This window comes from Microcoleus sp. Pol17C6, assembly GCF_036701145.1.
GTDB lineage: Bacteria > Cyanobacteriota > Cyanobacteriia > Cyanobacteriales > Microcoleaceae > Microcoleus.
In genome coordinates this window covers 45,376-67,392 of the sequence record NZ_JAUBQH010000012.1, presented here as the reverse complement: position 1 = coordinate 67,392, position 22,017 = coordinate 45,376, and the positions used below count along the sequence as shown (strand labels likewise).

The 22,017-nt window shown below is 46.6% G+C and carries 21 protein-coding genes and 1 pseudogene; 12 read left to right on the top strand and 10 right to left on the bottom strand.

From position 1 onward, the window contains the following. Window positions 1-276: 276 nt before the first annotated feature. Window positions 277-1,317, top strand: a complete 1,041-nt coding sequence (gene obgE, locus QUA25_RS08775) for a GTPase ObgE (protein ID WP_333037073.1) — start codon at window positions 277-279, stop codon at window positions 1,315-1,317. Window positions 1,318-1,673: 356 nt separating this feature from the next. Here the strand turns inward: obgE and QUA25_RS08770 are convergent, their stop codons facing one another. The 4 genes from QUA25_RS08770 to QUA25_RS08755 form a co-directional block, all read right to left on the bottom strand. Next, complete coding sequence (locus tag QUA25_RS08770) at window positions 1,674-2,252, bottom strand: DUF1295 domain-containing protein (protein WP_333037071.1); 579 nt, start codon at window positions 2,250-2,252, stop codon at window positions 1,674-1,676. Window positions 2,253-2,750: 498 nt separating this feature from the next. Beyond that, complete coding sequence (locus tag QUA25_RS08765) at window positions 2,751-3,152, bottom strand: hypothetical protein (protein ID WP_333037070.1); 402 nt, start codon at window positions 3,150-3,152, stop codon at window positions 2,751-2,753. Between the two features lie 65 nt (window positions 3,153-3,217). Further along, entirely contained in the window at window positions 3,218-4,804 is a 1,587-nt protein-coding gene (locus QUA25_RS08760; RefSeq protein ID WP_333037068.1) for a serine hydrolase, read from the bottom strand. Window positions 4,805-5,095: 291 nt separating this feature from the next. Next, window positions 5,096-5,884: an RNA methyltransferase gene (locus QUA25_RS08755; protein WP_333037067.1), complete on the bottom strand. Its 789-nt coding sequence runs from the start codon at window positions 5,882-5,884 to the stop codon at window positions 5,096-5,098. Window positions 5,885-6,103: 219 nt separating this feature from the next. On the opposite strand from QUA25_RS08755, the gene QUA25_RS08750 reads away from it, so the two are divergent. The 3 genes and pseudogenes from QUA25_RS08750 (at window position 6,104) to QUA25_RS08740 (ending at window position 8,767) form a co-directional block, all read left to right on the top strand. Next, a complete protein-coding gene (locus tag QUA25_RS08750) occupies window positions 6,104-6,259 on the top strand; it encodes a DUF2256 domain-containing protein (protein ID WP_333037066.1) in 156 nt (51 codons plus the stop codon). Window positions 6,260-6,331: 72 nt separating this feature from the next. After that, complete coding sequence (locus tag QUA25_RS08745) at window positions 6,332-7,267, top strand: isoaspartyl peptidase/L-asparaginase (protein ID WP_333037065.1); 936 nt, start codon at window positions 6,332-6,334, stop codon at window positions 7,265-7,267. A 487-nt stretch (window positions 7,268-7,754) separates the two neighbouring features. After that, a pseudogene (locus QUA25_RS08740) lies at window positions 7,755-8,767 on the top strand (ISKra4 family transposase). A 252-nt stretch (window positions 8,768-9,019) separates the two neighbouring features. On the opposite strand, the gene arsM reads toward QUA25_RS08740, so the two are convergent. Together arsM and QUA25_RS08730 are read right to left on the bottom strand one after the other, a co-directional pair. Further along, the gene (arsM, locus tag QUA25_RS08735) at window positions 9,020-9,988 is read right to left on the bottom strand and encodes an arsenosugar biosynthesis arsenite methyltransferase ArsM (protein WP_333037064.1); all 969 of its coding nucleotides are present in this window, start codon (window positions 9,986-9,988) and stop codon (window positions 9,020-9,022) included. 85 nt (window positions 9,989-10,073) lie between these two features. Next, entirely contained in the window at window positions 10,074-11,702 is a 1,629-nt protein-coding gene (locus QUA25_RS08730) for a hypothetical protein (RefSeq protein ID WP_333037063.1), read from the bottom strand. Between the two features lie 643 nt (window positions 11,703-12,345). On the opposite strand from QUA25_RS08730, the gene psaA reads away from it, so the two are divergent. From psaA to QUA25_RS08705, 5 genes are all read left to right on the top strand, one after another. Further along, window positions 12,346-14,640, top strand: coding sequence for a photosystem I core protein PsaA (gene psaA / locus QUA25_RS08725; protein WP_333037062.1), 2,295 nt, complete (start codon window positions 12,346-12,348; stop codon window positions 14,638-14,640). A 110-nt stretch (window positions 14,641-14,750) separates the two neighbouring features. Next, the gene (psaB, locus tag QUA25_RS08720) at window positions 14,751-16,979 is read left to right on the top strand and encodes a photosystem I core protein PsaB (protein ID WP_333037061.1); all 2,229 of its coding nucleotides are present in this window, start codon (window positions 14,751-14,753) and stop codon (window positions 16,977-16,979) included. 253 nt (window positions 16,980-17,232) lie between these two features. Further along, window positions 17,233-17,988 (top strand): class I SAM-dependent methyltransferase, encoded by a 756-nt coding sequence (locus QUA25_RS08715; protein ID WP_333037060.1) that lies wholly within the window; start codon window positions 17,233-17,235, stop codon window positions 17,986-17,988. A 623-nt stretch (window positions 17,989-18,611) separates the two neighbouring features. After that, window positions 18,612-19,151 (top strand): group 1 truncated hemoglobin, encoded by a 540-nt coding sequence (locus QUA25_RS08710; protein WP_333037059.1) that lies wholly within the window; start codon window positions 18,612-18,614, stop codon window positions 19,149-19,151. 1 nt (window position 19,152) lies between these two features. Then, on the top strand, window positions 19,153-19,494 hold the full coding sequence (locus tag QUA25_RS08705) for a hypothetical protein (RefSeq protein WP_333037057.1): 342 nt from the start codon (window positions 19,153-19,155) through the stop codon (window positions 19,492-19,494). A gap of 109 nt (window positions 19,495-19,603) precedes the next feature. On the opposite strand, the gene QUA25_RS08700 is transcribed toward QUA25_RS08705, so the two are convergent. The 3 genes from QUA25_RS08700 to QUA25_RS08690 all read right to left on the bottom strand — a co-directional run bounded on the left by QUA25_RS08700 (window position 19,604) and on the right by QUA25_RS08690 (window position 20,466). Beyond that, entirely contained in the window at window positions 19,604-19,762 is a 159-nt protein-coding gene (locus QUA25_RS08700) for a hypothetical protein (RefSeq protein WP_333037056.1), read from the bottom strand. 191 nt (window positions 19,763-19,953) lie between these two features. After that, on the bottom strand, window positions 19,954-20,166 hold the full coding sequence (locus QUA25_RS08695) for a helix-turn-helix domain-containing protein (RefSeq protein ID WP_006631308.1): 213 nt from the start codon (window positions 20,164-20,166) through the stop codon (window positions 19,954-19,956). An 87-nt stretch (window positions 20,167-20,253) separates the two neighbouring features. Further along, the gene (locus tag QUA25_RS08690) at window positions 20,254-20,466 is read right to left on the bottom strand and encodes a helix-turn-helix domain-containing protein (protein ID WP_006631306.1); all 213 of its coding nucleotides are present in this window, start codon (window positions 20,464-20,466) and stop codon (window positions 20,254-20,256) included. 129 nt (window positions 20,467-20,595) lie between these two features. Between QUA25_RS08690 and QUA25_RS08685 the strand changes: the two genes are divergently transcribed. The 3 genes from QUA25_RS08685 to QUA25_RS08675 all read left to right on the top strand — a co-directional run bounded on the left by QUA25_RS08685 (window position 20,596) and on the right by QUA25_RS08675 (window position 21,600). After that, complete coding sequence (locus tag QUA25_RS08685; RefSeq protein WP_333037055.1) at window positions 20,596-21,066, top strand: hypothetical protein; 471 nt, start codon at window positions 20,596-20,598, stop codon at window positions 21,064-21,066. A gap of 199 nt (window positions 21,067-21,265) precedes the next feature. Then, window positions 21,266-21,385: a hypothetical protein gene (locus QUA25_RS08680; RefSeq protein ID WP_333037054.1), complete on the top strand. Its 120-nt coding sequence runs from the start codon at window positions 21,266-21,268 to the stop codon at window positions 21,383-21,385. Beyond that, a complete protein-coding gene (locus QUA25_RS08675) occupies window positions 21,382-21,600 on the top strand; it encodes a type II toxin-antitoxin system HicB family antitoxin (RefSeq protein WP_333037053.1) in 219 nt (72 codons plus the stop codon). Before QUA25_RS08680 ends, QUA25_RS08675 begins: the two co-directional genes overlap by 4 nt. On the opposite strand, the gene QUA25_RS08670 is transcribed toward QUA25_RS08675, so the two are convergent. Then, window positions 21,597-21,803: a hypothetical protein gene (locus QUA25_RS08670; protein ID WP_333037052.1), complete on the bottom strand. Its 207-nt coding sequence runs from the start codon at window positions 21,801-21,803 to the stop codon at window positions 21,597-21,599. The two genes, QUA25_RS08675 and QUA25_RS08670, sit on opposite strands and share 4 nt — an antisense overlap. Between the last annotated feature and the right edge of the window lie 214 nt (window positions 21,804-22,017).

Here is a 22,017-nt window from a genome sequence, read left to right as displayed (position 1 = left end):
TCTTGGTAGAACCCTCAACTTATTATAAAGATTATTAAAAGATTTAGGAGCCGGACACGGCACTGCCGTTTCTCTACAGATGCTCGCGTACAATCTCTCGCTCTGTACTACTTTTCAGAATTGGTATAATTATATTTTTCCGGCAACTGTAAATCGCGACTAAATTTGGCTGCCATCCGCCGACGCGGACTAAAGGAAAAGGGGAATATGGTACTTGCATCTGGTATCATAATAAGTAATGACTATTGACACTGACTATTGACTACTGACTAAATTATGCAATTTATCGATCGAGCAGATATTCAAGTCGCAGCCGGCAAAGGCGGCGACGGTATGGTAGCTTTTCGCAGAGAAAAGTATGTACCAGCGGGTGGCCCCTCTGGTGGCACGGGCGGCAAAGGCGGTTCCGTGTATATGGTAGCGGTGGAAAGCCTGCAAACGCTGCTAGATTTTCAGTACAACCGGATTTTTAAAGCCGATGACGGGAAGCGAGGCGCGCCGAAAAATATGACCGGTGCCGGTGGGGACGATCGCATAATTGAAGTTCCCTGCGGTACAGTAGTTTACGACGCGGAAACTCAGGCAATCTTGGCAGATTTGGTGACGCCCGGACAGACTTTTTGCGTTGCCAAAGGCGGCAAAGGCGGTTTGGGAAACAAGTGTTTTCTGACCAATTCCAACCGCGCTCCCGATTATGCGATGCCGGGAAAAGAAGGAGAACACAAATTTTTGCGTTTGGAATTGAAGCTATTAGCTGAAGTGGGAATTCTGGGGATGCCGAATGCTGGCAAATCCACCTTAATTTCTGCTTTGTCTGCGGCTCGCCCCAAGATAGCAGATTATCCGTTTACAACTTTAGTCCCGAATTTGGGTGTAGTCAGAAAACCCAGCGGCGACGGTACGGTGTTTGCAGACATTCCGGGATTGATTGAAGGAGCGCACGAAGGTGCTGGTTTGGGTTACGAGTTTTTGCGGCACATTGAGCGGACTCGCTTGTTGCTGCATTTGATCGATATTACGGATGAAGATCCGATCGCCAATTACGTCACAATTCAGGAGGAATTGAAGGCTTACAGGCGTGGTTTAGCCGATCGACCGCAGATTTTGGCTTTTAATAAGGTAGATGCGATCGATCTCGAAAGCGAAGAAATCGGTAATTTAATCAGCCGACTGAAAGAAATTAGCGGCGCTCCTGTTTTGTTGATTTCCGCCGTTAGTAGACTTGGATTGGATGAATTGATGCAGCAAGTTTGGCAAAAACTCGATGAGATGAACGAGAAAGAGGCGGCGGAACTCGAAGCCGTCGTGAGTGTCTAATCGCTTTCTGGTTCCTGAAATTTCCGTGAATGGGTAAGTGTTTTTTTGAGGGGGTCAAATCTTTCGGCTGTAGGACTGGTGCGGCAAGGGTTTGAGCCTCTGTGTCTTGAAAAACGATCGTTTAAAAGTATCTACCGACTGCTTTAAATCGCCTACAAGCGTGACGGTGAAAGTTCCCAAAGGGGTAGGGGGCAATCGCTAAGGCTGTGCTGCAAAGGCGGGAAATTTATTATTAGAAGCTTTATCTTATTTTGCGGATATGAGTTGAGATGCATTCAGCGCATTTCCTAAAAAATCGCCTTATTATCCCTCATGAACTCATATTTGTAATTCCGCAACGCCCTAAATTACTATTTTTAACCAACTTTCTCCTCTAAACTGTCTTTTTTTTGTTCGAGAGCTGTCGATACAAATAGTTGAGGTAGTAAAAGTCCAGACCTAGTTTTGTAGTCGGCAAATTCAGGATATCGTCCGAGTGAACGATCTTTTTTTATCATGTTAGGAATAAAAATACCAGCAATAAAAGCTGCCAGAATTAAAAAAGGTAGCCAGTGCTGAACTAGCATCGCAAACGATCCGTAGATGAGGATTTCTCCTAAGTAATTCGTATTGCGCGCTCTGGCAAAAAATCCTTCAGTTATTAGTCCCGAACGGTACTTAAGGGTGTAATACTTCTGTGCATCACTACTATAGTGTAGAAAGACACCGATGATATTTAGGGAAATTGCTGCTGCCACTAACGGCAGAGGTGGTTGTGAGCCACTGCTAATCAAAATAAAAGGTGCTACCCAATAGAGGCTAAGTGACACAAAGCCTAATATTCCCGTTCCGACAGAGATTTCTTGTTCCCACTGTTTATCTGGATATATCTGGTCTTTGAGCAGCCACAAAAAACCATAAGTACCGTGCAGGGCGAGATAAACCCAAGCACCCAAATTAAAATTTTGGTAAATGAACATCAGTGTCAAAATAAATGGAAAGGTTAGTCCTTTGTGCAGATTGATAAAGTGCTTGAGTTTCATAGCTTTTGCTAATCTCTATCTACTAAAGTCTATCTCTATTTATATTACACTTTTTTAGATCTAACTACTTATCACGAGCAAACTTATCAATCTGCTTCTATTTTGCCTGACGCGGTAACAAGCAACTTGAAAGCGTGACCGGAGGGCGCTCGTTCGTTTATTAGACAGCTCCGGCTCTCGGCTTAACAAAGAAAATCGATCGCGATCTCAGTACCGAAAGAATGTTGCGCGGATCACCCGCGACGAAAGCTTAATCAATGATTTCTCTAATCGGGCGATCGCTATTTCACAAGTTCAGTCCTGGACGCATCAACACCAAGAAACCGGGTTTTTTACCGTTTCTGGGGCTGTAACAAAGTATTTCGTGAAAAACCCGGTTTTTGAGTACCGGTGAGTAAGCCCTAAGTATTGTTAAATTCCGTTTGAGTCGCGAATTTGCCCGTTGTAATCGACTCTCACCCTCCCATCTTGGGAAACCGTAACAACCGTTTCTACAGTAAAGACAGACGAACCAGGCTTGGAACCCTTAAAAGTAAAAGTCCAAGTTCCATCGCCATTGTCAACGAACGGCGATTCCTTAGAAGTACCGTGCATAGAAGCTTCAGCTCGATAGTTGCCTAAACCCCCATTAGCCCTTTCTGCTGCTTGACGAGCTAAGTTTTTTGCTCTATTGAGTTCGATATTATTGTTGATCGCTCTCACACCGTCGGTCTCATATTCAGGAGCAGGATTAGCATTACTCAAGGTGGGGGAGACTCCAACGGCTAAAGTTGAGAGCGCTACCAGACAAGCAAGTCGAATGTTTAGTTTCATAATACAAACTGATTTATAGTTTGATAAAGTCTACAACACTTGCCCGAAAAAACCCGGTTGAATTTTCAATTTTTAATTTTCACTTGTGAATCTGCTGGCGTTTCCCCACCGTTCAAATAGCGGTAACTCATCCGAGAAATCTCCCGAATCAATGTTTGAGCAGGCTTCTCGGTTTCCGGCGAATGCTTCACCATCACCGCCACCAAATAACGCTTACCGTTCGGCAAATCCACCATCCCCGCATCCGCTAGCATTGTATCAATGTTGCCAGTTTTGTGAGCAATAACTGAATCTTCGCCTAAACCTTTCGGCAGCAAAGAATCATTTTTAGTTTGGCGCATGATTTGCAAAATGCGATCGCGCGATTTCACCGATACCAAATTACCCCGATCGATCTGGGCTATGATATTAATCAAATCCTTCGGACTGGTAGTATTAGTTCCCTCCAAATCTGGCAAATTATTACGCAGAACCGTGGTACTCAAACCCCAATTTGCAAAATGCTGATTTAAAACCTCAGCACCTCCCAACAACTCAATCATCATATTCGTCGCTGTATTGTCGCTGACAACAATCATCTTTTCGGCCACTTCCAAAGCCGAATACTTCTTACCCGGAGAGTCGTCTTGCATCTCCCCAGAACCGCCAACTATGTGTTCGGACTTCAGCGTCAGCATCTGATCTAACTGCACTTTGCCCTCATCTACTGCTTGGAAAAAAGCTACTAAAATTGGCACTTTAATCGTGCTAGCTGAAGCAAAAGCAGTATCGCCATTAAAATTTAGGTAGCTTCCAGTATCTAAATCGACTAAAAATATTCCTGTTGTCAAACTAGGATTTTCTGTTGCTAAAACCTGAACTTGGGTTTTCAAAGCTCCTAATTCTTGAGTCAGTTGCAGCGCTTCAGGGGTCGCGGGTGCAGCAGATGCGCTATCGGCTGGGTTGTTCTCCCCTGTAGTGGTTTGTTCTTCTGCCGCTACAGTCGATGCTCGACTTACAGCATTCACCACCGACAGCAGCGTCCCGCAAATCACCGCTATCCCAACTCCCAAAATCAGCAAGCGAGTAGCGTAGACCAACGGCGGCACGCTCGCAGATGCTGGTCGTTTACCCGGCCTCTGGCTTGCTTGTGGGCGCGGTTTAGGCAGGGGGGTTTTTTTGGCATCTGGGGGGATTACCGTGTCTGGAATGCGAACTGGGGGCGAACTGGGACGACTTCCACGGGTTGCAGGGGGAGTGGTCTTTGGGAGCTGGCTGTTGGGATTGCTGGCGATCGAACTCACATTTTCCCGCTCCAGCTTCGGGTCCGGAAACTCGAACATATCGACAGCAGCGAGACCTTTTTTGCGCGGTTGGCGAGTCTTCGACTGCGGAGTTTTGCTGGTTCTGGGTTTTCTCGGGTTAATTGCCGATCGGGGATCGGATAAAAAGTCTTGTGTAGTAAATTCTTCCGAAGATGTGGGAGAATTGGCTCCATTTCTGCTGCCGCGGCCCTGTTGCGGTGGCAAAGTCGCAGGTTCGGGCGATCTAATTTCTGAATTGCCGTTTTGCGGTTGCGGAGGGCGGCGGCGGCCCGAGTTGCCAGACTGACTTGCTTTGCCGGACTTAGGCTGCTTTGAGCCGGAGTTGGGAGAGGATATCGAGGATATCACCGATAATATCGATCCTTTGGGAAACCGCTCTGCCACGTCTTACTCCTTCATCACTAATGTAAAGTTCAAGTTTAAGATTTTTCAGCTTGCCAGCCAATCAATTTTAGATTTTAGATTTTAGATTTACCCAAGACGCTGCATGGTATCAGCAACCCGGTTTATTGCTCGCAAATTATCCCAAAGCTGAGGTTTTTAGTCAAGAAACCCGGTTAGGAAGGTGACAAGTGGGGGCAGGAAAGTTCTCTGTGAAAAAAATCCTCAATCTCACATCCCCAATTATCAGCATTTCTCCTAGCTATCCGTTGGATTTTCCGGCAACGCCCCATCCAGAGTATCAAAATTTGTCTCTCGTGGGTAAGTTTTGATTGCCCATTCTGTTTGGCGGAGGACGCCCCGCAGCATGGCGACTTCATCCACTGTCGGATAGGCTCTGTTATACAAACGCCGAAATTTTTCCATCCGGCTTGCTGCTGTGTGCTGCTGCAAATATCCTATTTTTAACAGCAAAGTTTCTAGTTGCTGGTAATATCCCTCTAAATTTTCCAAGGGAGCCGATTCCTTCTGGCCACTGACAACTGACAACTGACAACTGACAACTGACTTGTATAGTTCGTAACAGCAGATAGCGACAGCTTGGGCGAGATTTAGGGAAGTGTAGGCATCGCTGCTAGGAATGCGGATCAGGCGTTGAGCGCGGTTTAACTCGGCATTGGTCAAGCCGCAGTCTTCTCGGCCGAAAATGAGGGCACTGGGGGCTTCAAGGAGCCAAGGCAAGGCATCTGCGGGTTCTTCTAGTTGTGTTGGCAACGATCGACAATCATCCCCTGTAGTTGCGATCGCTCTGACACACCCTACCAAAGCAGCGGGCAAACTCTCGACTACTTTGGTAGTTTCCAATATGTCGGCGGCGCGAACAGCCATCAGTCGGGCTTCTTCCCCTAAATAATCGCATTGGGGATTTACCAAAACTAATTGGTGCAAACCCATATTTTTCATGACGCGGGCAACAGAACCGACATTCAATGGGCCTGCAGGTTCGACTAAGACTATTCGGATGTTGGCGTCGGCCGTTTCGAGCATTTAATTTAGGAAGAAGGAAGAAGGAAGACGGAAGAAGGAAGAGGCAATAATAGCAAGGGTTTCAGCAATCAAGAATGTCTGTTCCACAAGCAAATTATTTCCTTAAAAACAGAATTTTGGGCTTGTTCGACAACAAATTGAATCTTGTGGGAAAGGCCGGAAAGCCTGTTCCTAAAAATGGTACAAGATGTGAGTTAGTAATTTACTTTCCAAATTAGCATGGCTAAGCAACGAGCGAAATCTGATTTACCGACAAAAATGTGCCCGGTGTGCGATCGACCTTTTACTTGGCGCAAAAAATGGGCCGACTGCTGGGATGAGGTCAAATACTGCTCCGAACGTTGTCGTCGCCGCCGTTTGGCGGCTCAAGATTAAGAATTTAGGGCAAGTTGCTCGATCAAAGCTAAGATTGCAAAGGAAAAATTTTAGGTTATTAGGTTATAAATTATGGCATCGCAACAAGTGCAACCAAAGTTAGTTATTCACGGCGGTGCGGGCAGTTCTCTACATAGTAAAGGCGGAATTGAGGCGGTGCGGAAATCGCTTTACGATGTTTTGGAGGAAGTTTATCCGCTGCTGAAAGACGGTGCAAGTGCCGTAGATGCAGTGGTGCGGGGCTGCCAATTGTTGGAAGATGACCCGCGATTCAATGCCGGTACTGGTTCTGTGGTGCAGTCGGACGGTCAAATTCGGATGAGTGCTTCGCTGATGGATGGTTTGATGCAGCGTTTCAGCGGGGCGATTAATGTTTCTCGCGTTCAACATCCGATCGAACTTGCTCAATTTTTGCAGCATTCGGACGATCGAGTTCTCTCTGATTTTGGTTCGGCGGAATTGCTGCGAGAACTTCAATTGCCGATTTACGATCCGATGACGGATTTGCGTTTGCACGAGTGGATGCAGGAACGCCAAGGCAATTTTAGTAAAGCAATGGCTGACGTGGTTGCCGAACCGGCGGGTGTGGGTACGATCGGAGTCGTAGCTTTGGATGTGCATGGACGCTTGGCTGCTGGGACTTCGACTGGTGGCAAGGGTTTTGAGCGGATTGGGCGGGTTAGCGACTCGGCGATGCCGGCGGGAAATTACGCCGCTGGAAGTGCGGCGGTAAGCTGTACGGGGATTGGCGAACACATTATGGACGAGTGTTTGGCCGCGCGAATTGTGATTCGGGTAACGGATGGTTTGAGTTTAAAAGCTGCTTTTGAGCGTTCTTTTACTGAAGCTGACGAACGTCAACGGGATTTTGGCGCAATTGGAATTGATGCTAGCGGGGCGATCGCTTTCGGCAAAACTAGCGAGGTGATTTTGGGTGCTTTTCACAACGGTATGCAAATGGGCGACACTTTGGAAATGAGCAAGGGAACGCTGATTTTCATTGCTTAAAAAGCCGATATAAATTGTCAGTCTGCGGTTCAGATACCCGACTTTTTGAAGAATTCGGGTATCTCGCTCTGCGTTAGTTTTATATTAAATCCGGTGGCATCATAATTGATATTACCCACAGTCAGGACATGGCGCCCTGTCCTTTCCATACAATTAATCTGGGGGCTAAGCTGTTAGCCCACATTCCGCAGGTAGCACGATAGTCAGGGAATTTTTTCAATTGAGATGGCACCGCAGCTCAATAGAGAAGATAATATTTACGGCAAGGATCGCCAAAGAATTGGATAATCCAAAATAAAATCGTTCTTGCGTCAGATTGGTAATGTGCTTGACATGATTAATTGTGGGTGCATCTCTGTTTTTCAAATCCCTGAAAAAATAGCTAAAATAAAAAAGCTAGTAAAACCGTAAAAAAAACGATGAGGCAAAGAAAATGACACCCGAAGATAAACAGCAGCTAAAAGCATACTTAAAAGGGGCAGCATAAATTCTTTACAGAAATACAGAGCCAACGGAACTCTCAAGTTTTGAAAGTATCGAAAAATCTCTACATCAGAAAATGTTAGAAGAAGTAGGGTCCGAACTAGCTACCTTTTTTTTTCAACAGGATCAGGAATTAAAACCGGAAGACGCCACACCGTAAAATCATTAGTCGGGTTGCTGAATATTACAGACAATCAGGCGGAATGTTTCGGGTTTAAGCCTTATAGTCAACTCAGTCCAATGATAGAAAAGTGTGCTCTGATAATCAGTGCCAACGAGTCTTATCAAAAAGGAGAAAAAGATTTAGAAACATTCACAGGAATCCGAGTCGCTCATAGTATATTGCAAAGAATGGTAAAGCTCCAAGATTTTGAATTACCTACATCTAAACAAGGAGTTCAATAAATCACATTAGATGGAGGAAAAGTTAGGCTACGTAACGAAAAAAATGGTGAACCCTGTTATTGGAAAGATTATAAAGCGGTATGTTTAGATAATTTTTATGGCGGAGCATTTTTTCAAAACAATCAAGATTTAATTGATTGGAGTAATAGCCAAAAATTGCTGCATCCTATATATTGTATAGGAGAGGGGCATCCCGGAATTTGGAACCTCTTTCAAGAAATAGGAGGCCCTGAACAAAAACAAGAAATCTTAGATTGGTATCATCTGAAAGAAAATCTCTATAAAGCGGGGGGTTCACTGAAACGATTAAAGCAAGCAGAATTTCTGTTGTGATCAGGTCAAGTCAATGAAGTTATCAATTTATTTAAAGAGTTGAAAAGAAAAGGATTTAACACCTTTTGCAATTATTTAGAGTTCCATCGCAACCCAATAGTTAACTACCGATACTATAAAGAATAATCTTTAAGTTCTATCGGTTCTGGAACAGTGGAATCAACGATTAAACGAATTGGACTGAGGGTGAAACTATCGGGATCGCAATGGAATATTGAGAACGTTTCTTCTATCCTTGATCTTCGCTGTGCTTATCTCAATTGTCAACTTTCAATTTGATGTATTTGCCCAAGTGAGATGCACCCGGTAGGACAGGCTGAGATTTAGAATTTCACGCTCTTGATGTCCTTCGCAACAAATATTTTTCATACTCACCCAGAAGCTCTCCTTATTTAACACATCGAAAATACTCATACAATAACTCATCTGATAATTTTTATGAGTTACAGTCCCGAGATAACTATCAGTAGAAAGAGTTGAAAGAGGCAGCTATCTCTGCGGTGAATGCTACCTCTCTATTCCGAAATAAATCTAACAGCAACCGCCGCCGTGATAATGCCACGTCGAATCAGTAATTAACACTTTATCGGGCATCAATCCCCCCAACTTCCCAGCAGTTTTATCGCACACCGCCGCCGGAACTCCCCGCTGCAAAACGTGACCTGCCCCGTCATCAAAGAGATCTTCAGACCCCGTATAAATCGCCGTCTTGCCAGTGAAAATGCAAGCTCCGTCATCCGGTACCTCCACTTTAAAAGACACCGAATCGAGGCTTTCTAACAGCAAATCCGCATCCAATTGATAATTGTGTTTGTCCAGCAATCGGTAAGGACGGCGCGCCCGCACTTCGACTTGCCCAAAACCAACGTCTACAAGGTGTTGAACGTATTCTGCGTATGTCAAAGCGCCGGACAAACACAGGGCACGCAAGCGTTGGTCTTCCTTCAAATGCTGCGGAATGGGGCGAGTTGCGATCGGATCGCTCATCAACAATCTGCCACCCGGTTTTAACACCCGATAAGTTTCTTTTAATGCTTTAGCTAAATCCGCAGGTTCAAAGATATTAAACAAGCAATTTTGGGCGACAACATCTACAGAAGCATCCGGCACCGGCAACGCAAAAGCATCGCCTTCACAAATTTCTACAAAACTCGGATCAAACCAATCATTTTCGTGGGCGGCTATTTGCAAGTTTCGTGCAGCTGCATCTCGCATTGCTGGAACCGGATCGACGGCAATAACCGCTCCTTTATGTCTAGAAAAATATGCAAATTGTAGTGCTTCCAATCCGCCGCCGACGCCTACATAAAGCACGAAGGGATTGCCGACAAGTTCGGCGGCGTGAACGGTTGTGCCGCAGCCGTAATTCATTTCTTGCATTTGTTCGGGAATTTTTAATCCTGGCAATTGCAAGGGACTGCTTTGGACGCAGCAAAGTCCGATTAGGGGTGTTTCGGCAACATCGCTGTAGAATTTGGCTGCTGTTTCGAGGTAGGTCATTTTTTAGTGTCCTAATTTTTTATTTTTGACCGCCGATCTAGGCAGATTTACGCGGATCAACGCAGATGAATGCAGAAAGTTTTCGTTAGGTGGCAAATTCGACTTTTTGTTCGGATTTGGGCTGATTTTCGGGTTCGGAAACGGTTGTTTCGGGAGGGGCTAATTCGCTGTTTGGCTGGCTAGGAGTCTCAGCGGCAACAGGTGGCGTTGGCGGTACAAGATTGGGAGACGGTTCTGGTATCGCGGGAGCGACTACTTTTGGTACTGGAGCTTTTTGTGTTATTTCTGGCAGGGTTGGTGGCTCTGAAGGATTAGCAGGTTGCGGTTCTTGACGCAAGAAGTTGCGGAACCGATTGTAGTATCCTTTATATTCCTGTTTCTTTGGTTGGCTAGATGCTGTTGGTGTCGGTTCTATTATTTGAACTGGAGCAACAACTTTGGGGGTTTCTAACTGTGGAGTTGCTGTCGGCGTCGGTTGTATTACTTGAACTGGAGCAACAACTTTGGGGGTTTCTACCTGTGGAGTTGCTGTCGGTGTCGGTTGTATTACTTGAATTGGTTCTACAACTTTCGGCGCTTCGAGTTGGGGGGTTGCTGTCGGTGTTGGTTCTATTACTTGAATGGGAGCAACTTCGGGAGCGACTGTTGGCTCTAAGCTGGGTTCGGTAACAGGGGTTTCTGGAACCGCAGGTGAGGGTGGGACAACTGGTGTTTTTTCTAATGCAGGTGTCGGTGTCGGTTCCGGGCTTGGGGTTGGTGTCGGTTCGGGGGCTTGGTAGGTGCGATCGACTATAGCGCGAGTTTCTGATGTTGTTAGTTCGCCCCGCACTAATTTTGAAAGAGTGTCTTGGCCGAGCGGTTGGTAATTTATCAGTCTGGCTGTATTATTAAAGGCGTTTTTGACGATATTTCCGCGTTCGTCAATTAATTCTAGCTGTACCCAGTTTTTCCCTGATTTGAATCCTTTAAGATATATAGGTTGCCACTGGTCGATCGCAAAGCTTTCGCCGTTGACTGTGGCTCGAATTTTCCAATCGAGTATTTCATCTTGGGAATTTTCTTGCGCCACTTCGTGCGGCGGGGCATTTGTCAAGTAAAAGTCGAGCAGGATGGGTTCTGCGCCGTAGCTGCCTTGGGGGCTGTTGTACGTTAATAGGGGCAATGTTTGATCGGGATTATTGTCGTCTGTTTTGGTAAAAACGTGAAAGGTGGTTTGAGCAGCGGCACCTTCGTTTTTAAAGCTTTCTTCCCAAGGGCGAGCGGCGAACACCTGCAGGGTATGGGTTCCGGGTTCTAAGTCGGAGAGCGTTAAAGATTGGTTGATGTCGTAAACTGCTGCATAAGGTTGGTTGTCTAATAAAACTTGCAGATGAGGGCCCAAACCCAAGTTTGCATCTTTGAAAATGGGCAAGTCCTTCACTTGGAACTGAACAGACACATTTATATCCTGAAGCACTTCGTCAGGTTTTGGATTCAAAATACTAATTTGAGGCTGGTAGATTTCTAGAGCCTGACGCAGTTGTTGAATGGCTTCTGGGGGAGAAACCTCTGAGATTTTGTTTACCTGGGCGGTAGCTGAGCCGCTCTTGTTCCCTGATTTGGGCAATTCGGAATGGCCCGCGCCACAACTTGCTAAACCCAAAATTAATACTGCTACTGCAAACAATGCCAGCAGCCTGCCTGCAACCGTTCTGTGCCAATTGATCCCAATCACGCAACCATACTCCTAGAAGCCTTCTCATAGGGAACTATAGCCCAAAAATGAATTTAGTATTGGGGAATTGCAGCTCATGAATTCCAAAGGCTCCTAGGAGGCAGGATTGAGGCAGCAGCGGGCAACCCATCATCTCCCACTCTTAATTCCCGCAGCCTTTTTCCCAAACATATATCTACAAATGAGTATTCCTAAATTACTTTATCTTTGAGTTTTGTAAAGTTAATGGCAGTACCCCTTGACTTTTTCGAGGGACTGTGGGATTTAAAGGCGTTATTACATCAAGAATTGAGCCTTTTTTAAGTATTGTTAACAAGCGATTAATACTCCTCTAGCAAGCTTATAATTCATAAAACTCCCTCAAAAGGAGCAGCCGTATCAAGTCTGAATCAAGAATGCGATCGGCGGCTCATCTGGAGAGAAGAGTTTGCAGTACCCAGTCACATTGTTAGCGACACTGGGAAACTGGCTTCTTCACAGAAGCAAAATGCTTGGGGAGACGATGCACCTGCGTCTAACTCTGCAAAGAGTAAAGTGTAGTGCAGTGTCGGCTTTTTCGAGAATCCCCCGCCTAATCAAGCGTGGGGAGTGTCCGGTACAGTATTCAGTTCTCGTTCCTTGTCTTACCGAGAGGAGAGTCTTCATGACCATTAGTCCTCCAGAGCGAGAGGTAAAAGCTAGGGTAGTAGTCGATAAGAATCCGGTTCCAACTTCTTTCGAGAAGTGGTCAAAACCCGGTCATTTTGATCGCACTCTAGCTAAGGGGCCAAAAACCACCACTTGGATTTGGAACCTCCACGCTAACGCTCACGACTTTGACAGTCATACAAGTGACTTAGAAGACGTTTCGCGCAAAATCTTTAGCGCTCACTTCGGCCACTTGGCAGTAATCTTCGTATGGTTGAGTGGCGCATATTTCCACGGCGCTAAATTTTCCAATTACGAAGCTTGGCTGACAAATCCTACAGCCATCAAGCCCAGCGCTCAAGTGGTCTGGCCGATTTTTGGTCAAGAAATTTTAAATGCAGATGTAGGCGGCGGCTTTCACGGGATTCAGATCACCTCTGGTCTATTCCAACTGTGGCGCGCCAACGGCATCACTAACTCATACCAGCTATATTGCACTGCGATCGGCGCCCTGGTAATGGCAGCTTTGATGCTGTTTGCCGGTTGGTTCCACTATCACGTCCGCGCTCCGAAACTGGAATGGTTCCAGAACGTGGAATCGATGATGAACCACCACTTGGCAGTTTTGTTAGGCTGCGGGTGCTTGGGCTTCGCAGGACAACAAATTCACGTGGCTCTGCCGATCAATGCTTGCATGGACGCGATCGATGCAGGTGCACCGCTGACAGTCGGCGGTAAGCTGATCAAAACAGTTGCCGACATCCCCCTGCCGCACGAGTGGATTTTGACACCGGGCTTGATGGCTGACATCTACCCGAGTTTCGCTAAAGGTTTAACCCCCTTCTTCACCCTCAACTGGGGCGCATATACAGACTTCCTGACCTTCAAAGGCGGTCTGAACCCCACCACAGGCGGTTTGTGGCTGACTGATACAGCACACCACCACTTAGCTTTGGCAGTGCTATTCATCGTCGCTGGTCATATGTACCGGACGAACTGGGGCATCGGCCACAGCATGAAAGAAATCCTAGAGAACCACAAAGGCCCCTTCACTGGTGAAGGTCACAAAGGTCTCTACGAAATCCTGACTAATTCTTGGCACGCGCAACTGTCGATTAACTTGGCACTGATGGGCTCTTTGAGCATCATCGTCGCCCAACACATGTACGCGATGCCTCCGTATCCGTACATCGCGACCGACTACCCGACTCAGCTATCCCTGTTCACCCACCACATGTGGATTGGCGGATTCCTGATTGTTGGAGCAGCCGCTCACGGAGCAATCTTCATGGTTCGGGATTACGATCCCGCTGGAAATGTCAACAACTTGTTGGATCGTGTGATCCGGCATCGGGATGCGATCATTTCCCACCTGAACTGGGTTTGTATATTCTTGGGCTTCCACAGCTTCGGTCTGTACGTTCACAACGACACGATGCGCGCTTTCGGTCGTCCTCAAGATTTGTTCTCGGATACCGGGATTCAGTTGCGTCCGATATTTGCCCAGTGGGTGCAAAACATCCACGCTTTGGCTCCGGGCACAACAGCGCCTAATGCTACGGAAATCGTTAGCCACGCTTTTGGCGGCGGTGCAGTAGTAGTAGCCGGCAAAGTAGCGATGATGCCGATCGAGTTGGGTACGGCGGATTTCATGGTCCACCACATCCACGCTTTCACCATTCACGTTACAGTCCTGATTCTATTGAAGGGCGTGTTGTTTGCACGCAGTTCTCGCTTGGTTCCTGACAAAGGCAACTTGGGCTTCCGGTTCCCTTGCGACGGCCCCGGCCGTGGCGGCACCTGCCAAGTTTCTGGTTGGGATCACGTGTTCCTAGGCTTGTTCTGGATGTACAACTGCATCTCGATCGTGATTTTCCACTTTAGCTGGAAAATGCAGTCGGACGTGTGGGGAACAGTATCGCCAGACGGCACAATTTCTCACATTACCGGTGGCAACTTCGCACAAAGTGCGCTCACGATTAACGGCTGGCTGCGGGACTTCCTTTGGGCGCAAGCTTCTCAGGTGATTCAGTCCTACGGTTCGGCACTGTCGGCCTACGGTTTGATGTTCCTAGCTGGACACTTCGTCTTCGCCTTCAGCTTGATGTTCCTGTTCAGCGGCCGTGGCTACTGGCAAGAACTGATTGAGTCGATTGTTTGGGCTCACAACAAGCTCAAGGTAGCTCCGTCGATTCAGCCTCGCGCTCTGAGCATTATTCAGGGTCGGGCTGTGGGTGTAGCTCACTACCTCCTAGGAGGAATTGTCACTACGTGGGCATTTTTCCTAGCGCGAATCATTTCGGTAGGGTAAACTACCCCTAGGTTTTGGATTCTCGATTTGGGAGGAATCTCAAATCGAGAATCCAAACTCCGAACCGAATCCCTTCAATTTTGTTCAGGATTCAGGATTAATCAAGGCTTATGGCAACGAAATTTCCAAAATTTAGCCAAGACCTTGCCCAAGACCCGACCACACGGCGGATCTGGTACGGGATTGCCACAGCACACGACTTTGAAAGCCACGATGGCATGACCGAAGAAAATCTTTACCAAAAGATTTTTGCTTCTCACTTCGGCCACCTAGCAATCATTTTCTTGTGGACTTCGGGCAGCCTGTTCCACGTAGCATGGCAAGGTAACTTTGAACAGTGGATTAAAGACCCTCTAAACGTCCGCCCGATCGCTCACGCGATTTGGGACCCGCAATTCGGCGCTCCTGCTGTAGAAGCTTTCACTCAAGGTGGCGCTTCTAACCCGGTGGATATCTCTTACTCTGGTGTCTACCATTGGTGGTTCACCCAAGGGATTCGGACAAACGCCGACCTGTATCAAGGAGCTATCTTCTTGCTACTACTGGCGGCTGTCTTCCTGTTCGCAGGTTGGTTGCACCTCCAGCCCAAGTACCGCCCCAGCTTGTCTTGGTTCAAAAATGCTGAATCTCGCCTCAACCACCACTTGGCTGGTTTGTTCGGTGTCAGCTCTTTGGCTTGGACTGGTCACATGGTTCACGTTGCTATCCCCGAATCTCGCGGACAGCACGTAGGTTGGGACAACTTCTTGTCTACCCCGCCTCACCCGGCCGGTTTGGCTCCGTTCTTCACTGGTAACTGGGGCGTATACGCCGAGAATCCAGATGCAGCGAGCCATGTCTTCGGTACTTCCGAAGGCGCTGGAACCGCAATTCTGACTTTCTTGGGTGGCTTCCACCCTCAAACAGAATCCCTGTGGCTGACAGATATCGCTCACCACCACTTGGCGATCGCAGTTCTGTTTATCGTTGCCGGTCATATGTACCGGACTAACTTCGGTATCGGTCACAGCATCAAAGAGATGTTGGATTCTAAGGCTGGTTTGGTCGGCGGCAAGAGTGAAGGGCAGTTCAACTTGCCTCACCAAGGCTTGTATGAAACCTACAACAACTCGCTGCACTTCCAACTGGCATTTCACCTCGCTGCTTTGGGCGTAATTACCTCCCTGGTAGCACAGCATATGTACGCGATGCCCCCCTACGCTTTTATAGGTAAGGACTTCACGACTCAGGCTGCGCTTTACACCCACCACCAGTACATTGCTGGATTCATCATGGTCGGCGCTTTCGCCCACGGAGCTATCTTCTTGGTGCGGGACTACGATCCTGAAGCAAACAAAGGCAACGTGCTCGATCGCGTGTTGCAGCACAAAGAAGCGATTATCTCTCACTTGAGCTGGGTGTCGCTGTTCTTGGGCTTCCACACTCTCGGCTTGTACGTTCACAATGACGTTGTAGTCGCTTTCGGAACTCCTGAAAAGCAAATCTTGATTGAACCAGTGTTCGCACAGTTCATCCAAGCTGCTCACGGCAAAGCTCTCTACGGCATGGACGTGCTGTTGTCTAACCCTGACAGTATTGCTTCTACCGCTTGGCCTAACTACGGCAACGTATGGCTCCCAGGCTGGTTGGATGCGATCAACAGCGGTACTAATTCTCTGTTCTTGGCGATCGGACCTGGCGATTTCTTGGTTCACCACGCGATCGCACTAGGCTTGCACACCACCACCTTGATCTTGGTCAAGGGCGCTCTGGATGCACGCGGTTCTAAGCTGATGCCGGACAAAAAAGACTTCGGTTATGCTTTCCCTTGCGACGGCCCCGGCCGTGGCGGTACTTGCGACATCTCTGCTTGGGACGCGATGTACCTGTCTGTATTCTGGATGTTGAACACCCTAGCTTGGGTAACTTTCTACTGGCACTGGAAGCACCTGGGCATCTGGCAAGGTAATGTGGCTCAGTTCAATGAGTCTTCTACCTACCTGATGGGCTGGTTCCGCGATTACCTCTGGCTGTATTCTTCTCAGTTGATCAACGGTTACAACCCGTATGGTACTAACAACTTGTCAGTCTGGGCTTGGATGTTCTTATTCGGACACCTTGTTTGGGCAACTGGTTTCATGTTCCTGATCTCTTGGAGAGGTTACTGGCAAGAGTTGATCGAGACTTTGGTTTGGGCTCACGAGCGCACTCCTTTGGCTAACTTGGTTCGCTGGAAAGACAAGCCTGTTGCTTTGTCAATCGTCCAAGGTCGTTTGGTTGGCTTAGTTCACTTTACTGTGGGCAACGTCCTCACTTACGCGGCCTTTGTAATTGCCTCGACAGCCGGGAAATTCGGGTAACTCTGAACTCTGGTTTCTAGGTAATTAAATGAAATCCCCTGCCTTCTGGCGGGGGATTTTTTTGTATAGCAGAAGGAAGTTCGGCAACGGATTGTGTAACGGATGGATGGAATAAGATCGATGGGTCGAAGCAAAATGCAGTTCGATTAATGTTCATCGGCGGGACAATGCGAAGTGGTTGGCTGAGTTTGTCAAGCCGGAATAAAAGTGCGATCGCAACTAAATTTGTGAGTTAGTCTGCTGGAACGAAGTCATGACACAGTGGTATAAGGAAGACCTCGCATATATTCATGATGTTGGGCATAGCGATTATGCTCTCAAATCTGCCCCTGGTATATTGAATATCTTGGCCCAAAACAAGCTACAAGAAGGTTTAGTCGTTGACTTGGGTTGTGGCAGCGGATTATCCGCACTAGAATTCAGAAAGGCAGGTTATCGTGTTCTGGGAGTTGATATTTCTGAGTCTTTGATTGCCATTGCCCGAAACCGAGTGCCAGATGGCGAGTTTCGAGTTGAGTCGCTGTTTAAAACTGATATCCCACCATGTAATGCTGTCACCTTGATCGGCGAATGTTTGAATTATCTGTTTGATGCAGACAACGATCGCCAAAACCTGGTGCAATTTTTCCGTCGCATTTATTACGCCTTAACCGAGGGCGGTGTTTTCATCTTTGACATTGCAGAACCCGGACAGATTGTAGCAGGAAACACAACCAAAGGATTCACGGAAGGAAAAGATTGGATTGTTCTGGTTGAGAAGGAAGAAAATCAAGAGAATGAAACCTTAATTCGCCGCATCATTACTCTTCGTAAAGTAGGGGAAACCTACAGGCGAGATGATGAAATACACTGCTTGCGGTTGTACAAGGCAAAAGATATTGTTGAAGCACTCGATAGCATAGGTTTTCAAGTTCAAATCCTACGTAGTTATGGTGAGTACAACTTGCCAAAAGCTCATACAGGATTCATTGCACGTAAACCCATTTTAGAGGGCAACTCGATCGCATAAGTGACTTGAGGGTCGATCTGCTTTTTCACTCTACCAAAAGCCCGATCGCCCTTCTCCCTCAAATCTCCCCATTCACCTGCATCTGATGCACCCTATCAGCCAATTATTGCAAGCGTTTTTCGTCCAACTCGTCAATTGCCAGCATCCCGACAGAGATAATTTCTTTCAGCGTTAGTCAGGTTGCTAGCGCCTTTTTCTCCACAAGTTCTTTAATAATGGGGCTGACTGCAATGGGGGCACTGGTTCTGGTCACAAAACTAACCGGAGATTAACAACTTCGATTAAATCGTAGCACTTTTAACCTGAGCTTTTAGCTGCGATGCAACTTGTTTAACCGCATTTTGACAATACCCAACACAATGTGAAGTCAATCAATCAGCAAATGCTGACTTATCTAAGAAATATTACAAAATCTACCGTAGGATAATTTGATGCTAAAGTTATCAAATGATGTGACGATCGATCGCTCTTTACCCTCGCCTTTTTACGATCGCACAGAGTGAAAGACTAAGTTTAGTTGAGATTAGACTTAGGCTTCCTGCTTCTTAAGCCTATGTATCTGTAAATCACTTAGTGCTGAAGATTCAATTAACCATATTACCATCACAATTGGAAATTTTTCAATGAAACTCAGTAAATCTTTGGCAATGTTGTTCACATTAATTTGTATCACAGTCATAGTTGTGACTACTTTTAGATTAAGCCCTAGTTTCGCTCGTTCTACGCCGGTGATGTCAGCACAAGAATCAGCAGAAAAAGTAACTACAGATCTGATTGCACAAGGTTCTTCAGGAAGAACTCTCTACACTAGGTTAGGAGGCTACAACGCGATCGCAAAAGTCATTGATGATTCAGCAACTTTCATATTCAATGACGCACTAATTGGTAAATACTTTATTGGCTTGGGAACAAACTCACAACAGAGGCTGCGTCAGTTGTTAGTGGATCAATTCTGCCAAGCAGCAGGTGGGCCTTGTGTTTATACAGGGCGGACTATGAAGCTTTCCCATAGTGGAATGGATGGAGGTCTCTCGAACAATGAATTTAACGCTTTTGCTAATGATGTGTCCCAAGCTCTCGATAAAAATAGCGTCAATCAATCAGAGAAAGCCGAAGTCCTGGCATTTGTTAATAGTCTCAGAAGCAAGATTGTCGAAAAGTAATATGAAACGCTCCCATCTCCTCCTGGTTTCGGTGGCATTTCTGCTACTGTCAGGAATGGTAACGGCCGAGGCAGCCCGTGCAAAACCGTCAGAGCCAACCACCGAGATGAAAGTTCCAGTATCTCCAATGCCAAGGCAGTCTTCTGAGCGCTTTTCCATGCCTGCTATTTTTGCTCCACCCCAAGCTCAATCCAACGATCGACCTTTTTGTTTTTATCAGCGCTCTGATAGCACGATAGTTGATTTGAGCAGACTGTGTGGGGCTAAGAGCGCCGAAACGGGTACAAATACTAGATGGGAAAACGCTCCTGTTGAGGAGAAGAAGACCCCAATTTATTGGTAAAAAAATGAGAATTTGTTTCAGTAGACGAATTCCATAGGAGCGCCCTTGCCTTACTTCCCCTGAAGTACGCGCGTGCGTAGCTATCCCGTAGGAAATTGCCCTCATCGCCTCAAATTTCCCCATTCACCTGCATCTGATGCACCTTGTCAGCCAACTCTTGGCGGCTTTCCTTATCGAGTGCATCAATTGCCAGCATTCCCAAGTACACGACTTCCTTCTGAGTTAGTCTTGTCGCTTGGGCTTGTTTTTGAATGACTTCCTTTATCACGGAACTGACCGCTATCGCCGTATTAGTTTTAGCCACGAAGAATAATCAACTATTAATAACTTTCCTTGATGTTATCATCCTCAATCCGATTAACTACAATAATCTTTGAATAACTACAGTTAATCATGCTATAGTGTAAAAAATACAAAAAATCGATCGCCCCCGGTCTAGACAACTAAAGGCCGATCAACTTATTCCTCAATAATCTCCACCAAGTCCTCAATCATCACATCAAATGCCCGCGCTAACTTGTACAGGGCGGTAAAGTCAACCATTGATATTTCAGAACGACGAGCATAGCTGGTTATGGTGCTGTAGATCACGCCCGATCGCTCAGCCACCTCCTTGAATGTCCAGCCCCTCTCGGCCGCTAACTCTCGCACTTTTACTCTGACTAAACCCATGCTTGACAAATAATGCAGTTGCGTTTTAAGATAATTACATCTGAAAAAGCGATCGCCCCCGGTCTAGACAACTTAAGGTCGATCGACCTATTCCTCCAAAACCTCAACCAAATCCTCAATCATCACATCAAAAGTCCGAGCTAATTTCAGCAGCAAAGTAAAGTCAACCGTTGTCAGCCCTGGACAGCGAGCATAATGCTTGACCGTGTTGTATACCACTCCAGAACGTTCTGAAACTTCCTTGAATGTCCAACCTTTCTCTGCTGCTAGTTCTCTGACTTTAATTCTGACTAAACCCATGCTTGACAATGGGTGCTATAACACCTTAGAATAAATTTATCTAAAAAGCCGATCGCCCCCCGGTCTGGACAACTAAAGGGCGATCGTTTTCAAAACTTAAATAGACAGTTACTAGCTGTCTGACTTACTATGATAGCATCATCCCAGCTAAAATCAAGCACTTTCGCCTGCTCCAAAATAATTCACAAATCTCCCATCCTGCATCCGCTGGCGAGATTTGTCACAGAAGAAACAGTTGCACTCCTGTTCAATATCTCAGCAGACGAGATTTACCGCATAGAATGCTGTCGCTACATGGTGTATGTGCACGCCAAAGGCATCAGCCGGTTTGTCAGCTACGCCGATTTTCCGCCGATTGTTCGAGTAAATGCGATCGCACCTCAAGATTTTGGCAGATGGTACAAACGCTGGAAAAGCAAGCAATCACCAGCATTTTGGACGAAATTCTACATTTACAAGTTCAAAAAAGCTGTTTCAGTTGACAGCTTGCTGGAGTGGGGCCAATTGGTAGCTACTGTTAAATCGGTCATTTCTGGGGCCGCGCTGCAACAGCTACGAGATGTCTATGCCCAAGAAAAAGATTTGATGGAGAAATTTTAAAGTGCGATCGCCCCGACGAGCAACTGCGAGAATGGGCAAAGGAAAAATTAAAATAAATGGCTAAGTGAGAAAATGGAGGTAGAAAATGGACAATCACCATGCCTAGAAAAATTCGCGAGTTAAAAGCTCAGATTACCCGTGAGGGCTTTATTTATTTGCCAAAACGCGGAAAGGCAGCCATGAAAGATGGCAGCACCCTTTGATTGGGAAGACATTAACAATTCCAGGCAAAGACGGAGATGATGTGCCACGCTATTTAGAGAAGCAGTTGGCAATATTGTTAGCCGAACTCGACGAGTTAAAGGAGGAAGATTCATGAACCGATACAGTATGATCGTCCAATGGTCTGACGAGGCTCAACTTTTCCTCGTGACGATTCCAGAGTTTGCCGAGCGCGTTGTCATGCCCTGTACCCACGGCCAAACCCGCGAAGAAGCCATCCGACATGGCGAAGAAGTGCTCGAAATGTATCTAGAAGCTTGGCAGGAAGAAGGTGAACCCATCCCCGCACCTAGCATTCTTCAAATCGCCTAGAAAACCTCATCCTCGATTCCCAGCCACCATTCCCCCAGATTCATTAAATCTTTGTGAAGGTCAGTAAGTTCTGTCATATACTCTTCCGCAGAAATCTCCGATCGCCTTTCTTGCAATTTTTTCAGCCGCAGTTGCACCAACAGCCAAGGTTTGGAAATCCCGTCCTTTGCTTCGATATATTTGGCTAGATCGTTGCTGTCCATAGTTATTGGTTATTTGTTATTGGTTAGATCGTTTCCGGTTGTATGGGAATGATTAAACCGCAGAGAACGCAGAGAAATCAGAGGAAAAGAAGAGAGAGAGGAATAATTATGATGCCAAGTAGCTTAATATTATAGGACTTTTGAAACGGTTTAAAAAAGCTTTCATTTTTCCCAGTCGGTTTCAACCGACTTGAGCTTTGAGCCAGGGGTTTCA

Coding starts and splice junctions, on each gene's coding strand:
- psaA (WP_333037062.1), top strand. CDS start 12,346: ATGACCATTAGTCCTCCAGAGCGAGAGGTAAAAGCTAGGGTAGTAGTC.
- QUA25_RS08715 (WP_333037060.1), top strand. CDS start 17,233: ATGACACAGTGGTATAAGGAAGACCTCGCATATATTCATGATGTTGGG.
- QUA25_RS08710 (WP_333037059.1), top strand. CDS start 18,612: ATGAAACTCAGTAAATCTTTGGCAATGTTGTTCACATTAATTTGTATC.
- psaB (WP_333037061.1), top strand. CDS start 14,751: ATGGCAACGAAATTTCCAAAATTTAGCCAAGACCTTGCCCAAGACCCG.
- QUA25_RS08695 (WP_006631308.1), bottom strand. CDS start 20,166: ATGGGTTTAGTCAGAGTAAAAGTGCGAGAGTTAGCGGCCGAGAGGGGC.
- arsM (WP_333037064.1), bottom strand. CDS start 9,988: ATGACCTACCTCGAAACAGCAGCCAAATTCTACAGCGATGTTGCCGAA.
- QUA25_RS08745 (WP_333037065.1), top strand. CDS start 6,332: ATGGCATCGCAACAAGTGCAACCAAAGTTAGTTATTCACGGCGGTGCG.
- QUA25_RS08690 (WP_006631306.1), bottom strand. CDS start 20,466: ATGGGTTTAGTCAGAATTAAAGTCAGAGAACTAGCAGCAGAGAAAGGT.
- QUA25_RS08750 (WP_333037066.1), top strand. CDS start 6,104: ATGGCTAAGCAACGAGCGAAATCTGATTTACCGACAAAAATGTGCCCG.
- QUA25_RS08685 (WP_333037055.1), top strand. CDS start 20,596: ATGATAGCATCATCCCAGCTAAAATCAAGCACTTTCGCCTGCTCCAAA.
- QUA25_RS08705 (WP_333037057.1), top strand. CDS start 19,153: ATGAAACGCTCCCATCTCCTCCTGGTTTCGGTGGCATTTCTGCTACTG.
- obgE (WP_333037073.1), top strand. CDS start 277: ATGCAATTTATCGATCGAGCAGATATTCAAGTCGCAGCCGGCAAAGGC.
- QUA25_RS08675 (WP_333037053.1), top strand. CDS start 21,382: ATGAACCGATACAGTATGATCGTCCAATGGTCTGACGAGGCTCAACTT.
- QUA25_RS08755 (WP_333037067.1), bottom strand. CDS start 5,884: ATGCTCGAAACGGCCGACGCCAACATCCGAATAGTCTTAGTCGAACCT.
- QUA25_RS08670 (WP_333037052.1), bottom strand. CDS start 21,803: ATGGACAGCAACGATCTAGCCAAATATATCGAAGCAAAGGACGGGATT.
- QUA25_RS08765 (WP_333037070.1), bottom strand. CDS start 3,152: ATGAAACTAAACATTCGACTTGCTTGTCTGGTAGCGCTCTCAACTTTA.